Origin of the sequence: Tenacibaculum todarodis (assembly GCF_001889045.1) — a bacterium.
GTDB lineage: Bacteria > Bacteroidota > Bacteroidia > Flavobacteriales > Flavobacteriaceae > Polaribacter > Polaribacter todarodis.
The window spans coordinates 1424030-1440393 of the sequence record NZ_CP018155.1; the positions used below are offsets into that span (position 1 = coordinate 1424030).

Below are 16364 nucleotides of genomic sequence, written 5' to 3' on the forward strand. Positions count from 1 at the left end.
TCACTTTTCATTTCATTGTAAATATTCATTAAAAAAACAGTGAAATATACACTGTTTTTTCTGCTTTTATCCGTAAATTTGTGCGACTTAAAAAGTACCGAATTCGGATGAAAAAAATATTCAATTTACTCTACTCAACACGTTTAATGGCAATATTATTTATACTCTTTGCTGCCGCAATGGGTATTGCCACATTTATAGAAAACGATTACGGAACACAAACCTCTAAAGCCCTTGTTTACAATACTTGGTGGTTTGAGCTAATTATGCTCTTGTTTGTTATAAATTTCTTTGGAAATATTTTCAGATATCGTTTGTACAAAAAAGAAAAATGGTCGGTTTTATTATTTCATGTTTCATTTTTATTAATCTTAATTGGCGCAGGTATTACGCGTTATATTGGTTATGAAGGAATGATGATTATTGATGAAGGAGAAACTACTAATAAATTGTTATCAGAAACAACATACTTAAACGTAATTGTAGATAATAGCGAGTTTCAAAAGGAAATAAACGAAAAGCTTTTGCTAACTGCTTGGGGGAAAAACAGCAAAGAATTTAGCGCTACCTTTCAACCTAAAAAAAGTGCAGCAGCAAATAAAATCGATTTTAAATTAGTTGATTATATTCCTTGGGCTGAAAAGAAAATGGTTTTGGATGAAAACGGCGTTGAACATTTATTTTTAGTAGAAAGTTCAGAAGGAAGCAGACACGAGCATTATATTAAAAAAGGAACTATACAGAATATTCATAATATATTAGTTGGTTTTGAAGCGCCTGAAAACAATGCGTCAATCAATTTTTATAATGAGAATGGAAGTTTACAAATGAAGACGAAAGCTGATGGAGATTGGCTTAGAATGGCAGACCAGAAAAAAGGAGCAATTGTAAAAGATTCTGCACAACACTTCCAATATTTAACCTTACACAATGTAGCTGGTTTACAATTTGTAATTCCAAGACCTGCAGAAAAAGGAGAAATACAAACTATTAGCGGTAAAAAAGATAAAACAAAATACGATGCTGTAATTTTTGATGTAACTGCAAATAACCAAACAGAAAGAATAGAATTTACTGGAGGACAGTATAATACAGATGGACAAAAACAGTTTTCTGTTGGTGGTTTAAATTTTAGAGCTTGGTATGGCGCAAAAGAATTATTAATTCCATTTAATATTAAACTGAATGATTTTCAATTAGAAAAATATCCAGGTTCAGAAAGTGCTGCTTCTTACGCAAGTGAGGTTACCGTTATTGACAAAGACAATACATTTGATTATAGAATTTTCATGAATCATATTTTAGACCATAAAGGATTCAAGTTTTTTCAGTCTAGTTATAAAAATGCTGGTGAAAAAATAGAACAAACGCACCTTTCAGTAAATCATGACTATTGGGGAACTTTAATAACATACATTGGTTACTTTTTATTATACGGAGGTTTATTAGCAATGTTATTTGTTAAGAATACTCATTTTCATAGTTTAAAGAAAAGTTTGAGAAAAATTAGAAAGAAAAAATTAACAATGTCTGTAATTGGTTTCTTGTTTTTCTTTGGACTTAGTTTTGGGCAAGAACATGTTCACACAGAAAACGACGGACATAATCATGCTCCTCAGCAAACTGTTAAAAAACACCAACAACATCAATTAATACAAGTTACTGAAGCTCAAATTGATTCTGTTTTAAAAGCAAACATTGTTGATGCGGAACATGCAAAATCTTTTAGCAAATTAGTAATTCAAGATGCTGGAGGACGTATGAAACCAGCACATACTTTTGCATCGGAATTGGTGAGAAAAGTAAGTCATGCTGATACTTTTAGAGACATGAACCCTAGTCAGGTTTTATTATCAATAAGAGAAAATCCAAGTTTTTGGGCAGAAAGAATTCCATTCATTTATTTAGAAGAAGGAAATACAAAAATTCGTGAAATTTTAAATTTACCTCAAACAGCTACTCATGCTCGTTTGTATGATTTTTATGGCGAAAATGGTGTTTCAAAAATTGACAACTATATAATTGAAGCTCAAAAGAAAAATATTCAAGATAAATTTGAGAAAGATGTTATAAAAATTGGAAGAAGAGTTTGGCTTTACACAAGTGCTTTAGGCGGTAATGTAATGCGTATATTCCCTATTCCTAATGAAGAAAACAACAAATGGGTTTCTCAACCAGAAACATTAAATGCTGGTTTTAAAGGAATTGATTCCGTATTTGTTCGCCAATCTTTACCTGTTTATATTCAACTATTACAAAATGCTAAACAAACTGGAGATTACACCGAAGCAAATAGTGTTTTAGATGGAATTAAAAAATTTCAGAAAAAGTTTGGATCAAATGTTCGTCCTTCAGAGGAAAAAATTGATCTAGAAATAACTTATAATGAAATTGACATTTTCAGCAACCTTGCTATAGGTTATGGTATTGTTGGTGTTCTATTAATAATATTAGTTATTACACAGATATTTACTAATAACAAAACCTTAAACTATATAATAAAAGGACTTATTGGTGTAGTGATTATTTTATTTATTACACATATCATTGGTCTTGGAATGCGTTGGTACATTAGCGGAAACGCACCTTGGAGTAACGCCTATGAATCAATTATTTTTGTTGCATTTGCCACAATGTTATTTGGTTTGTTGTTAGGAAGAAAATCTGCTTTAACAATTGCTGCAACGGCATTTTTAGTGTCAATAACACTGGCTTTTGCACATCAAAACTGGTTAGACCCAGAAATTGCAAATTTACAGCCTGTATTAAACTCATGGTGGTTGTTAGTGCACGTTTCTATTATTGTAGCTAGTTACGGTCCTTTTTCTTTGGCAATGATTTTAGGAATTGTTTCGTTATTCTTAATGGTTTTTACTACTAAGAATAACAAAAAGAAAATGGATATTAACATTAAAGAATTGACTATAATTAATGAAATGTCTATAACGGTTGGTTTGGTAATGCTAACAATTGGAAACTTCTTAGGTGGAATGTGGGCTAACGAAAGTTGGGGACGTTATTGGGGTTGGGATCCAAAAGAAACTTGGGCACTAGTTTCTATAATGATTTATGCTTTTGTATTACACATGCGTTTAATTCCTGGTTTACGCGGTAAATTTACATTTAACTTATGGTCAATAATGGCTTACGCATCTATAATGATGACTTATTTTGGTGTAAATTTTTACTTATCAGGATTACATTCTTATGCAAGTGGAGATAGAGTTATTACACCAAGTTCTGTATTTTATTCTATTGGCTTCGTAGCCATTTTAGGAACATTTGCATGGATAAAATATAAAAAGCACTACAAAAAAAGATAAGTATTTTCAGTATAAAAAAAGTACATTTGTTATTAATAAAAAATTAAAAAAAAACTATGTTTCATAAAAATATAAAATTAGCTATTGCAGCTTTAATTGGCGGTTGGGCAATTTATCAATTTACGCAAGGAAATATAATGAACGGAATTTCATTATTACTTTTAGCGGGAATCTTTGTTTTATTTTACTTCAAAAATGAGTTTATTTTACTTGCTTTCTTACAATTACGTAAGCAAAATTTTCCTGGAGCTCAAAAATGGTTGGGTTATATTAAAAATCCTTCAACTGCATTAACTCAAAAACAAGAAGGTTATTACAATTACCTTCACGGTATAATGTTATCTCAAACTAACATTACACAAGCTGAAAAGTTTTTACGTAAAGCTGTAAAAATAGGTCTTTCTATGGATCATGATTTAGCAATGGCTAAATTACAATTAGCTGGTATTGCTATGACTAAAAGAAGGAAAAGAGAAGCTACTAACTTAATGGCAGAAGCTAAAAAACTAGACAAGCATGGCATGTTAAAAGAACAAATGACCATGATGAAGAATCAAATGAAAAAGATCTAACAACCTCATTTGCAACAAACAACTACTGAAAACAACTATTCAATTTTTAATTGTATTTTTACATACAATCACATCACTCTAAATGGTTAGACAGTTTTTATTAAAAATTTTAGATAAGTACGCCTCAAAGTGGCTAGTACTTTTCATAGATATAGCACTAGTTTGTATCTCATTTTTTATAGCATATATAATTCGTTTTAATGCAAGTTTAAATTTTGATACTGAAAAATTATTTTTTCAACTACCAATAATAGCTGCAATTGCACTTATTAGTTTTTTATTAGTTGGCTCATACAAAGGAATTATAAGACATACCGGTACAAGGGATGCTTTTAATGTGTTTGTTGGAATCACAATTATGTCTTTTACAACCCTAATTACTGTATCAATAAATAGGGTATTTAATTTTTTACCAGATTTTACTATACCCTTTACTATAATTGCTATCCACTATTTGGTAAGTACATTTTTACTGATATTTAGTCGGTTTATATTTAAAACTTTTTATGAAATAATTACAATTGAACTAGATTCTATAACCAATGTATTGATTTATGGTGCGGGAGATTCTGGTTTAATTACATATGGTGCATTAAATAGAGACACTAAAAACAGTTATGATGTTGCTGGTTTTATAGATGACGATAAAAACAAAATTGGCAAAAAAATAAATCGTGTTTTAGTTTATGGTCAACATCAAATAACAAAAGAATTTATCGAGAAAAAAAGAATAGATGAGGTTGTAATTTCTATTCAAAATATAAAGCCAGAACGTATTTTAGAAATAACAGACGATCTTTTAAAATTAGGACTAGAAATTAAAATCGTTCCACCTTTATCTAAATGGATTGGCGGAGACTTAGAAGCAAATCAAATCAAACAAATTAAAATTGAAGATTTACTAGACAGAAAACCAATTTCCATAGACAACCCAATACTACAAAGGGAAGTAAATGATAAAGTAATTTTAGTTACAGGTGCAGCTGGTTCAATTGGATCAGAAATTTCTAGACAATTATGTTTATACAATCATAAGCACTTAATTCTTGTTGATCAAGCAGAATCTCCATTATATGAATTACAACAGGAGTTAATTCAAAAAGACATTGAAAACTTTACACCAATTGTTGCAGATGTTAGAGATGGAAAAAGAATGGAAGAAATTTTCGCTCATTTTAAACCTCAAAAAGTCTTTCATGCAGCAGCATATAAACATGTGCCTTTAATGGAGAGAAGCCCATATGAAGCGGTAAAAATTAATGTTGGAGGAACTAAAATGGTTGCAGACTTATCTGTAAAACATGGAGTAGATCGTTTTGTTATGGTTTCTACCGACAAAGCTGTAAACCCAACAAATGTTATGGGAGCAACTAAAAGGGTTGCCGAAATGTATATTAGCTGCCTTAGTAATCAGAATATTAAAACTAAATTTACTACTACACGTTTTGGAAATGTACTTGGGTCAAATGGCTCAGTTATTCCATTATTCAAAAAACAAATTGAAAACGGTGGTCCATTAACTGTAACCCATAAAGATATTACTCGCTATTTTATGACAATTCCAGAAGCCTGTAGACTAGTTTTAGAGGCTGGGACAATGGGAGATGGTGGCGAAATTTACATTTTTGACATGGGAAAATCTGTAAAGATTTTTAACATTGCAAAAAGAATGATTCATCTTTCTGGATTAGTATATCCAGATGATATAGATATTAAAATTACGGGGTTACGTCCAGGAGAAAAATTATATGAAGAATTATTAGCCAATGGAGAAAATACTAAACCAACATATCATGATAAAATAATGATTGCAAAAACCCAAAATGTAAACATTCCTGTAATTACAAAAAAAATAGAACACCTTTGTGATGTTAACAAGGAACATAATGATGAGTTAACTGTTAGCGCATTAAAAGGAATAGTACCTGAGTACATTTCTAACAATTCGCAATTTGAAACTTTAGACGAAACTAAAAAATAATTATAAAAAAACTTTTTTGTTATTTTCTAAAAGGTGAAAGATTTTTTCTTTCACCTTTTTAGCTCCTATTTTTTCTAGTAATTTTAAATGATTTTCATGGTGCGTATCTGTGCCAACAAAATCGTAGAAATTTTCAGCAATTAATTTATTTGCTATTTTCTGTACACTTTTACCATAATGCTGAGTTAAGGAAAGTAAATTTAACTGAAATAAAAAACCTGCTTTTTTTAACTTATAAAAAACCTCAAAATTATTGTGATAAAAACCATAACGTTCTGGGTGCGCTAAAACAGGTCTATATCCTTTTAATTGAATTTGAAAAAGTATATCGGATAAATTAAAAGGTTCATTAAAAAAAGACATTTCGACTAAGATATAATTATCCTTTAATGTTAAAATATCATTGTTTTTTAAACGCGTAAAAAACTCATTATCTAACATGTATTCAGCCGCAACACTTATAGAAATAGTATTCATATTTCTCTTTTTTAATTCAGCTCTAACCTCTTCTAATTTTTGTAAAATAGTATTTGTAGAATTCGGATAAATATCACCTAAAACATGAGGAGTTGTTATAAAATTATTTATTCCGTAGGAAGACATTTTAGAAATTAATTCAATTGAATCTTCTAAATTTTTAGCGCCATCATCAATTCCTGGAAGTAAATGTGAATGAATATCAACAAACCCTTCAGGAAAAAACTCAGTAAGTGGAATCTCTTTTTTCTTAAAAAAAAACATTTTAAAATTTTTATGTAAAATTAAGGCTTTAAGTCGATACTAAAATATTTCATTAAGAAATTATTTTAAAACGAAAGCGTATGAGTTTTTAATAGTTATTGTATATGCAGTTTTGAAAAGTTATATTTGAATAATATAATATACTACAAAATGGTTTTAATTGCAGATGGCGGCTCTACTAAGGCGGATTGGATTGCTTTAGACAATAACAAGAAAGAAGTATTTAGAGTAAGAACACTAGGCCTAAACCCTGCTGTTGTAGCTGAAGATGAGTTGAAAAATAGAATTATTAATATGTTTCAACTTATTGATATTAAAGATAAAGTAACACAAATTCATTTCTATGGTGCTGGCTGCGGAACACCAAAACCAATAGCGATTTTGCGTAAAGTTATGCAAGAAATATTTGTGAATGCAGAAACATACATTGCAGAAGACATGTTAGCAGCTGTTTACGCTGCCACTGGAAACAAACCTGCTATTGTTTGTATTTTAGGAACAGGATCTAATAGCTGTTACTTTGACGGTGAAAACACACAAATGTTAGTTCCCTCACTTGGATATATTTTAATGGATGAAGCAAGTGGAAATTATTTTGGCAAAATATTAATTCGTGATTATTATTACAAAAAAATGCCTAAACAAATAAGGAAAGAATTCGAAAAACAGTTTGTTTTAGATGCTGATACAATAAAATTGAATATATATAGACAACCAAATCCAAATATGTATTTGGCAAGTTTTGCTAAATTCATGTTCGAATTTAAAGATGAAAAATATATTAGAAAACTTATTAAAAAAGGATATCAAGAGTTTTTTAAATATAGAGTCTTACCATTTAAAAAAGATAACAGTACACCAATTTATTTTATTGGCTCTATTGCTTATTATTTTAGAGATACTCTAGAAAAAGTAGCAAAAAAACATAATTTAAAAATTAATGGTGTAATACGAAGACCTATAGATAATTTATTAGAATACCACAAAAACTTAATTAACTAATACAATCTACTATTCTTTCTAAAGCCATACCACGAGAACCCTTTATAAGGATAGCGCTATTATCTATAGTGTTATTAGAAAGGTACTTCTTTAAGTCTTCAAATGATTTAAATTGATAACTATCAGTTTCAGTTTTACAAAAATTTTCACCAATTAAAAACACATTATCAAAATAAAAGGAAGAGGCTAAATCCGCTATATTTTGGTGCTCTTCTAAGCTAGTTTCACCTAGTTCAAACATATCGCCAAGTATTATGGTTTTTTTGGCAGCATTAAGTATATTAAAATTCTCTAACGCAGCTTTCATACTTGTAGGGTTAGCATTATAAGCGTCTAAAATAATTTTGTTTGAAAATTTTTCTATAATTTGAGATCTATTGTTTGTAGAAATATAGTTTTCAATAGCATTTTTAATTTCTTTAGACGAAACATTAAAGTATTGCCCAATAGTTATAGCTGCTGCAATGTTACTAAAGTTATAAGCTCCAATTAAATTACTTTGAACATCTACATTTTGAAATGATAATTTAACAAAAGGATTCACTTCTATAAATCCAATACTTTCATCAAACAAAATACGAATCATTTTATTTGTTTTTTCTAGTTGAATTGTATCTTTAGGATTTACAAAAACTGTTTTATTATTTTCATTTAAAAAATTATATAATTCAGATTTCGCCTCAATTACACCTTCCAAACTCCCAAAACCTTCTAAATGTGCTTTTCCAAAATTGGTTATATAACCAAAATCCGGTTCCACAATTTTACTTAAAAATTCAATTTCTTTAGGATGATTAGCTCCCATTTCAACAATACCAATTTCAGTATTATTATCCATAGAAAGTAAGGTTAAGGGAACTCCAATATGGTTATTTAGATTGCCAAGAGTTGCTGTAGTTTTATATTGTTTACTTAAAACAGCATTTATAAGTTCTTTAGTTGTTGTTTTTCCATTGCTTCCTGTCAATGCAAGTATTGGAATACTTAATTGCCTTCTATGATAATTTGCAAGTTCTTGTAGTGTTTTTAAAACATTGTCAACTAAAATAATATTTTTTGAAGTTTGATATTCTATTTCATCAATAACACTATATAAAGCTCCTTTTTTCAACGCTTCTGCTGCAAATTTATTACCATTAAAATTATCTCCTTTTAAGGCAAAAAATAATGTGTTTTTTCTAATTTTTCGAGTATCGGTTTCAACTAAAAAGTGTTGACTATATAGCTTGTATAATTCTTCAATTTTCATTTTTGAAAGATAAAAAAACCTCGTTGAAAAATCCAACGAGGTTTGTAATATTTTTAATCAATATTATTAGTATTGCGGAGTTCTTTTCTTACGTTTTTTAAATGTCATTGGACCTACTTTATCTGTAGCACATCTAAAACCAATATAATTTGTAGCCATATATTCTGGGTAATATCTACGCTGAGCAGGATCTAACCAGTACTCTCTATCAGCCCAAGAACCTCCTTTAAATACTCGAGATTTATCACTAATTAAAGTTGTTCTTCTTTTAGAGTCATATTTATACAAATCGCCTTCGGTTACATTACCTAAGGAATCTCTTTCAGCCTGAGGTCTAACTGGTGAGTTATACATTCTAGAATTTCCAGAGACTTGATCTTCATCTTGTTCATAAAACTTTGAAGAACCTTTATCTCCATCTCTAAGACTTACATTATCTGCATTTTTATAATTTCTTCTCATAAAAGTCTGATCCTTAGTTACAGGAATAAACTTAACACTTCCAGGTAAATTTTTAGGAACAATTCTACCATTTGCTAACGTGTCATATTCTACTTCTCCATCTCCAACTATAACAACTTTACCATCTTCATCAATCATCTTTTTAGTAAAAATATTACCTCTAAAATAATTAAAATCATTTGCTTCAGAATCTACAATTGGACGATAAACATCCGCAACCCATTCGGCAACATTACCAGACATATCGTACAAACCAAAAGCATTTGGCGGGTAAGACTTTACTTTAATTGGAATATCAGATCCATCACTACTCCAACCAGCAATACCACTATAATTTCCTTGTCCTTGTTTAAAGTTAGCTAATTGGTCACCTCTATATCTTCTACTTTTATCTCTAGTATATTTACCATCCCAGGCATATTTTTTACGCCCACGAACATTATTATACTCTCGGTTTTCAAAAGTTGCTTTTGCAGCAAACTCCCATTCTGCTTCAGTTGGCAATCTAAATTTTTGAGCTAAAATACCATCTGAAGATGAAACCTGACGACCACTAAACTTATCTCTTGATGGTCTTGCCTCTCCTCTTCTTCTTGCTACAGGTAAACCTCTGTCATATACTTTTGCTGTATCACCATCAAATAAAGCATATGGATCAGCTAGATACGCATCTGTATCAAAACTATTTTTACCTTTAAATTTAATAGAATCTGGATCTTCTCTAAAAATATTTTTCATTACACCTTTATCCATTAAAACTTTTAAGTTTACAGCATTAGTTCTCCATTTACAATATTGGTTAGCTTGGGTCCAACTAATACCTACTACTGGATAATCTGAATATGCTGGATGACGGAAATAACTTTCTGAAAGTAACTCTGTGTTACCTAAACCTTGTCTCCAAACAAGCGTATCTGGTAAAACTGAATTATAAATATGCTTAAAATTATCTTCTTCTGGCGGATAAATGTCTTTTATATATTGGACGAACAACCCGTACTCAGCATTGGTAACTTCTGTTTCATCTAAATAAAACGACCTCACATGCATTTGTCTTGGTGTTGTATTCCAATCAAACATAACATCATCTTGAACCATACCCATTGTAAAAGTACCGCCTTCAATGTGTACCATTCCTCCCGGAACCTTATTACCTTCTTTATGCTTTCCTTTTATATAACCTCCATAACTTGGGTCGTTAAAACTCCAACCTGTTAAAGAAGACTTATTTGAATCTCTACTACTTCTACAACTAGTTATAAAACTAACTATGACTAGTAAACTGAATAATTTTAATACGTTTTTCATGTATCTTTTTAATCTAAAAAATCTTAATTTTGAGTTTCGCAATTTACAATAATTCTTATTGCAAACAAGAAATTTATTTATTTTATAATTGCAACAACCTTAACTTAAACGATTGTTTTTTTGCTTTATTATATTTATTCTTGCAAAAGCTAAAATAACTCACATAAAAAAGCGTTATTTAAACTAGATATATGAAAAGACTACTACTTCTTTTTTTTGCATTATTCTCTTTTGCTTGCTTTTCTCAAGTTTCTGACTCAAACTTATCAAATGGAACTTGGTATAAATTTGCAATTGACACTACAGGGGTTTTTAAAATTGATAGAAACCTATTGCAAAAAATTGGTATAAACCCTAATAATATCAATCCAAAAAATATTAAAATTTATGGAAATGGTGGTAGTTTATTACCTAACTTAAACAGTAGTTTTAGGTATAATGATTTACAAGAGAACGCTATTTTTGTTTCTGGGGAAGATGATGGAGTTTTTGACTCTAATGATTATATCTTATTTTATGCAAAAGGACCTCATGATTGGATTATAGACAGCACAAATAACACGGCTAATCATAGACAAAACATATATTCTGATAAAGCCTATTATTTTATTACTGTTGAAAATGGCTCCGGTAAAAGAATAACAAATTCAAGTGAAATAGCTACAAATTCCACTTTACAAATTACAGAGTTTACAGATTTTATATTTTACGAAAAAGACCTCGTTAACATGTTAGCTATTGGGCAAGATTGGTATGGAGAAGATTTCAGTAGTGAAAACAATCAAAACTTTAAAGTTCCTTTTCCTAACGCTGTACCTAACGCTCAAGCTACAATTAGGTTTCGAGGAGCTACAGTTTCTAATTCTCCAAGTTCTTTTACTATTTCAATAAATGCCAATAATAGTTTTACATTAAACTATCCACAAGTAAATCCAGGTTCTCTAACACAAGGACATGCAATTGAAAGAACAAATAACTTTACAAACCAAGCAGATATAATTGATGTAAATATCTTATATAATAATAGCGGAAATCCATCTGCAAGTGGTTATTTAGATTATATAGAAATTATTGGAAAAAAACAGTTGATTTCTAATGACTTTCAATTTTCTTTTAGAAGTTTTGAACAAGAAGATAGCACTGACATTGTAGAGTTTCAATTACAAAAAAGTTCTTCAATTCATCAAATTTGGGATGTTACCGATTTTATCAACCCAAAAAACATACAAAACCAAACTACAACAGGAAATACATTCAATTTTAAAGCAAATGGCGGTAATTTAAATGAGTATATAGTTCTTAATGAAAATGATTATTATACTCCTGAAGTTCTAGAAAACTCAATTGTAGAAAATCAAAACCTACATAGTTTACAAGACATTAATTATATTGTAATTACAACTAAAGAGTTTGAAAATCAAGCTTCTCGTTTAACAACCTATCATCAAGAAAACTCTAACTTAACAACAAAAGTTGTTTTGTTAGGTCAAATATACAACGAGTTTGGTTCAGGTTCACCAGATATTACGGCAATAAGAGACTTCTTAAAACATCAATATGATAACAATACAGCCTTAGATAAAAAACTACAGTTTGTCTGTTTCTTTGGAGATGCCTCTTATGACTATAAAGATCGAATCGTAAACAACACCAATATTGTTCCAGTATATTTAGCAAATCGAAATCAAGGAAATGGATTTAACTTAGCAACCTCCTACGTTACTGATGATTATTATGCCATGCTTGAAAACACAGAAGGAAACATGCAATCATTTCACTCTTTAGATATTGCAACATCTAGAATTCCTGTAAATACAACAGAACAAGCCACTAATGTTGTAGATAAAATTTTAAGTTACTACCAAACGGACAAACTAGGTGACTGGAGAAACAGCATTACTCTTATGGCAGATGATATTGACACTAGAGGTGAAGAAACTATTGAACAAGGAATGGAAGAAATTGCAGATTCTATAAAAGTCAATAGACCCGACTTAAATGTAACAAAAATTTATGCAGATGCATTTGTACAACAAAATAGTTCGGGTGGAGAACGTTACCCTGATGTAAATACAAATCTTTTAAACTCCTTTGAAAAAGGAACTTTAGTTTATAATTATTTTGGACATGGAGGTGAAGACGGTCTTGCAGCTGAAAGAATTTTAACCATTGCAGAAATTGAAGCTTTAAACAATAATTTTTCACCTCTATTTGTAACTGTTACTTGTGATTTTACAAGATTTGACAACCCACTAAGGCTTACGGCAGGCGAACGTATTTTTTGGAAAAAAAACGGAGGTGTAGCAAATTTAATTACTACTACTAGAGAAATTTTCATAAATGTTGGGCAAACATTTAACCAAGAACTCGTTAAAGTTCTATTAGCATTTAATCAGGAAGAATTAACTATTTCACAAGCACTACTTAAAACTAAAAACAATACAAGTAGTCGTCAAAAATTCTTCGTTTATAACATCGGAGACCCCGCAATGAAACTAGCCGTTCCAAAACCAAACATTAAAATCACAAAAATGAATGGTATAGACGTAACACAATCTTTAGACACATTAAAAGCACTATCTCGTGTTACATTTGAAGGTGTAGTTACAGATAATAATGATATAACTTTAACCGATTTTAATGGAACTTTAAGCGCTACAGTTTATGATAAACCAGTAATTAAAGAAACTCTAGATAATGACAACTTTGGTGTTATTATGCCATTTGATTCTCAAGAAAGTAAATTATTTAGAGGAAAAGCAACTGTAGAAAACGGTGCTTTTCAGTTCGAATTTATTGTTCCTAGAGATGTTAAAATTGCATACGGAAAAGGAAAATTATCTTTTTATGCTGAAAATCAAGAAATTGATAAAACAGGTGCAAATTTTGATGTAGTTGTTGGTGGAATAAACCCTGATGCACCAGAGGATACTGTTGGACCTGAAATTCAACTTTTTATGAATGATGAATCTTTTATTGATGGAGGAAACACAAATTCTTCTCCAAATTTTATTGCCAAATTAGCAGATCCTAGTGGTATAAACACTTCTATTACTGCTATAGACCATGATATTGTTGCAATTTTAGATGGAGATCAAGCAAATCCTTTTATTCTTAACGATTTTTATCAAACCGAATTAAATGACTTTACAAACGGTGTCGTAAACTATAAATTAAGAGACTTAGCAGTTGGCCCACACACAATTACATTAAAAGCTTGGGATACTTACAATAATTCTTCAGAAGCAACGTTAAACTTTGTGGTCGTTAGTGATACTAGTCTACTTTTAGAAAATGTCTTAAATTACCCAAACCCATTTGTTAATTATACCGAGTTTTGGTTTAATCATAATAAACCTAATGAACCCTTAGATGTACAAGTACAAATTTTTACAGTTTCGGGTAAATTAATCAAAACTATAAATCAAAATGTTCAAACAACAGGTGGTTTATCTCGAAGTATTACTTGGAATGGTTTAGATGATTTTGGCAACAAAATTGGTAAAGGAGTTTACGTATATAAATTAAAAGTAAAAGCAACCATAAGTAATCTAGTATCAGAAAAGTATGAAAAATTAGTTATACTTCAATAAAACCTTATATTTGTCAAACTATTAAATTACTACAACTAAAATAATGAAAAAATTTACACTTTTATTTTTTGTATCATGTTTAGCCTTTAATGTTAAAGCACAAACAACAACTGCAACACCTTTTTTATTAATTCCTGCCGACGCTAGAGCTGGTGGTATGGGAGATATTGGTGTAGCTACATCTTCTGATGCATTTTCTTTATTTCATAATGCATCTAAAATAGCATTTAATGAAAACCAATTAAGCATTGGAGCAAGTTATGTACCTTGGTTACGTAATTTAACCGATGATATTTTTGCTGGAAATGTATCTGTAGTTAATAGATTTAGTGAAAACCAAGCCTGGGGAGTAGATTTAAAATATTTCTCTTTAGGACAAATTAATAAAACATCAGACCAAGGCTTACCTGAAGGATATTTAAATCCAAGTGAACTTGCAATTTCAGGGTATTATTCTTTAAAGTTAAGTGAAGGATTCTCTATGGGAGTTGGTTTAAAATATATAAATTCTAATTATGATATTGATCAAGATTTTGAAGCAATAAACTCCTTTGCTGTAGATATTTCTGGTTACTATCGTTCTACAGAAGAAAACTACGGAACATTTAATGGTCGCTATCGTTTAGGTTTTAACATTGCAAACATTGGTCCTAAAGTTGCTTATACTCCAGGAGAAGAAAATTTTATTCCAACGAACTTAAAATTAGGTGGTGGTTTTGATTTTATTTTTGATGATTACAACACTCTAGGCTTAAATTTAGAATTCACAAAACTATTAGTTCCTGAAGATTCAAATTCTGATAAAGGTTGGTTTGAAGGAATGTTTAGTTCTTTTGAAAATCCTACGCCAACTTGGGCATTAGGAGCAGAATACATGTACAATAAAGCTTTTGCTCTTAGAGCAGGTTACTTTAATGAAAGTGAAGAAAACGGAAATAGACAATTCTTTACTCTAGGAGCAGGTTTTGAAGCCAGAGCTTTTACAGTAGATTTATCATACTTAATAAATGCATCAGACATTAACAATCCTTTAGAAAATACTTTACGTTTCTCTTTAGCATTTGATTTTGGTGAAATTTATGACGATTATTAAAAAAAATTAGTAAGTTAGTACCTATAATATATAAGCAGTCGATAAATTGACTGCTTTTTTTGACTAAAATACTTTTATGAAGAAAATTGACATACGAACTTCTGCAACTATTTTTGATTCAGTTTCGGAGCTTTCATCAGAAGAACAAAACTTAATGACCAACGCCATTGAAGCAAGAAAAAAAGCATATGCTCCTTATTCAAAATTTAAAGTTGGAGCTGCCTTATTATTAGATAATGGAGAAATCATTTTAGGAAATAATCAAGAAAGTGCTGCCTATCCTTCTGGAATGTGTGCAGAAAGAGTAGCAATTTGGAAAGCTGGCTCTGATTACCCAAACATGAAAGTCAAAAAAATAGCCATAACCGCAGCATCTACTGAAAACTTAGTAAATAAACCTGTTGGACCTTGCGGAGCATGCAGACAAACGTTGTCTGAATACGAAATCAACCAAAAAGAACCTATAGAAATTATTTTTATGGGAGAAATAGGTCAAATTGTAAAAACAGAATCGTTGCTCTCACTTCTACCCTTCTCTTTTGATAGTTCATACCTATAAATGAAAAAAGATATTACTTCTAGGAAAGACATTAAACATATTATTTGTAAGTTTTATGAAAAACTATTAAATGATGAAGAAATGCTTCCTTTTTTTGAAAATTTTGTACAAAACAAAACCCTCGAAAAACATATAGATATTATTACAGATTTCTGGAATGATATTCTTTTTGATACTATAACATATTCTAATAATGTATTAAAAAAACATTTAGATATAAACTCTTTTATTGCGTTTAGGGAAAAGCACTTTACCATTTGGATGTCGTATTTATTTGAAACAATTGACACTGATTTCATCGGTTTAAACACTTCTAAAATGAAAGAAAGAGCAACTTCTATATCAATGGTAATGAAGCTTAAGATGAATCTATATAAAAATTAGACTCATTTACTTTTTAATATAAATACTAAATAATTTTCATTTGAACCTCCCATTATTATGCATGCATAGCAAATCTAAAATCTTATCATTTTCTAAA

Annotated in this window: 11 protein-coding genes; 8 read left to right on the forward strand and 3 right to left on the reverse strand. The window is 29.9% G+C overall.

Annotated elements, in window-relative coordinates; translation table 11 throughout:
* Window positions 1–107 precede the first annotated feature (107 nt).
* The 3 genes from LPB136_RS06490 (at window position 108) to LPB136_RS06500 (ending at window position 5876) form a co-directional block, all read left to right on the forward strand.
* The gene (locus LPB136_RS06490) at window positions 108–3323 is read left to right on the forward strand and encodes a cytochrome c biogenesis protein CcsA (protein WP_072555345.1); all 3216 of its coding nucleotides are present in this window, start codon (window positions 108–110) and stop codon (window positions 3321–3323) included.
* A 56-nt stretch (window positions 3324–3379) separates the two neighbouring features.
* Window positions 3380–3895, forward strand: a complete 516-nt coding sequence (locus LPB136_RS06495; RefSeq protein WP_072555346.1) for a hypothetical protein — start codon at window positions 3380–3382, stop codon at window positions 3893–3895.
* A gap of 82 nt (window positions 3896–3977) precedes the next feature.
* Window positions 3978–5876, forward strand: coding sequence for a nucleoside-diphosphate sugar epimerase/dehydratase (locus tag LPB136_RS06500; RefSeq protein ID WP_072555347.1), 1899 nt, complete (start codon window positions 3978–3980; stop codon window positions 5874–5876).
* Here the strand turns inward: LPB136_RS06500 and LPB136_RS06505 are convergent, their stop codons facing one another.
* Window positions 5877–6617 (reverse strand): tyrosine-protein phosphatase, encoded by a 741-nt coding sequence (locus LPB136_RS06505; protein ID WP_072555348.1) that lies wholly within the window; start codon window positions 6615–6617, stop codon window positions 5877–5879.
* Window positions 6618–6767: 150 nt separating this feature from the next.
* Here LPB136_RS06505 and LPB136_RS06510 point away from each other — a divergent pair, with 150 nt between their 5' ends.
* Window positions 6768–7619 carry an N-acetylglucosamine kinase gene (locus tag LPB136_RS06510; RefSeq protein WP_072555349.1) on the forward strand — a complete coding sequence of 284 codons (852 nt, stop codon included), beginning with the start codon at window positions 6768–6770 and terminating at the stop codon, window positions 7617–7619.
* Here LPB136_RS06510 and LPB136_RS06515 read toward each other — a convergent pair.
* Together LPB136_RS06515 and gldJ are read right to left on the reverse strand one after the other, a co-directional pair.
* Complete coding sequence (locus LPB136_RS06515; RefSeq protein ID WP_072555350.1) at window positions 7612–8868, reverse strand: UDP-N-acetylmuramoyl-tripeptide--D-alanyl-D-alanine ligase; 1257 nt, start codon at window positions 8866–8868, stop codon at window positions 7612–7614. The two genes, LPB136_RS06510 and LPB136_RS06515, sit on opposite strands and share 8 nt — an antisense overlap.
* A 66-nt stretch (window positions 8869–8934) precedes the next feature.
* The gene (gldJ, locus tag LPB136_RS06520) at window positions 8935–10638 is read right to left on the reverse strand and encodes a gliding motility lipoprotein GldJ (RefSeq protein ID WP_072555351.1); all 1704 of its coding nucleotides are present in this window, start codon (window positions 10636–10638) and stop codon (window positions 8935–8937) included.
* Between the two features lie 191 nt (window positions 10639–10829).
* Between gldJ and porU the strand changes: the two genes are divergently transcribed.
* From porU to LPB136_RS06540, 4 genes are all read left to right on the forward strand, one after another.
* On the forward strand, window positions 10830–14231 hold the full coding sequence (gene porU, locus LPB136_RS06525) for a type IX secretion system sortase PorU (protein ID WP_072555352.1): 3402 nt from the start codon (window positions 10830–10832) through the stop codon (window positions 14229–14231).
* 43 nt (window positions 14232–14274) lie between these two features.
* On the forward strand, window positions 14275–15324 hold the full coding sequence (porV, locus tag LPB136_RS06530) for a type IX secretion system outer membrane channel protein PorV (RefSeq protein ID WP_072555353.1): 1050 nt from the start codon (window positions 14275–14277) through the stop codon (window positions 15322–15324).
* A 76-nt stretch (window positions 15325–15400) separates the two neighbouring features.
* Window positions 15401–15883: a cytidine deaminase gene (cdd, locus tag LPB136_RS06535; RefSeq protein WP_072555354.1), complete on the forward strand. Its 483-nt coding sequence runs from the start codon at window positions 15401–15403 to the stop codon at window positions 15881–15883.
* A complete protein-coding gene (locus LPB136_RS06540) occupies window positions 15884–16267 on the forward strand; it encodes a group III truncated hemoglobin (protein ID WP_072555355.1) in 384 nt (127 codons plus the stop codon).
* Window positions 16268–16364 lie beyond the last annotated feature (97 nt).

What these genes read in the sequence shown, in the direction of transcription:
- porU (WP_072555352.1), top strand. Translation starts at nt 10,830, where the DNA reads ATGAAAAGACTACTACTTCTTTTTTTTGCATTATTCTCTTTTGCTTGC.
- LPB136_RS06495 (WP_072555346.1), top strand. Translation starts at nt 3,380, where the DNA reads ATGTTTCATAAAAATATAAAATTAGCTATTGCAGCTTTAATTGGCGGT.
- LPB136_RS06515 (WP_072555350.1), bottom strand. Translation starts at nt 8,868, where the DNA reads ATGAAAATTGAAGAATTATACAAGCTATATAGTCAACACTTTTTAGTT.
- porV (WP_072555353.1), top strand. Translation starts at nt 14,275, where the DNA reads ATGAAAAAATTTACACTTTTATTTTTTGTATCATGTTTAGCCTTTAAT.
- LPB136_RS06505 (WP_072555348.1), bottom strand. Translation starts at nt 6,617, where the DNA reads ATGTTTTTTTTTAAGAAAAAAGAGATTCCACTTACTGAGTTTTTTCCT.
- LPB136_RS06490 (WP_072555345.1), top strand. Translation starts at nt 108, where the DNA reads ATGAAAAAAATATTCAATTTACTCTACTCAACACGTTTAATGGCAATA.
- LPB136_RS06510 (WP_072555349.1), top strand. Translation starts at nt 6,768, where the DNA reads ATGGTTTTAATTGCAGATGGCGGCTCTACTAAGGCGGATTGGATTGCT.
- LPB136_RS06540 (WP_072555355.1), top strand. Translation starts at nt 15,884, where the DNA reads ATGAAAAAAGATATTACTTCTAGGAAAGACATTAAACATATTATTTGT.
- LPB136_RS06500 (WP_072555347.1), top strand. Translation starts at nt 3,978, where the DNA reads ATGGTTAGACAGTTTTTATTAAAAATTTTAGATAAGTACGCCTCAAAG.
- gldJ (WP_072555351.1), bottom strand. Translation starts at nt 10,638, where the DNA reads ATGAAAAACGTATTAAAATTATTCAGTTTACTAGTCATAGTTAGTTTT.
- cdd (WP_072555354.1), top strand. Translation starts at nt 15,401, where the DNA reads ATGAAGAAAATTGACATACGAACTTCTGCAACTATTTTTGATTCAGTT.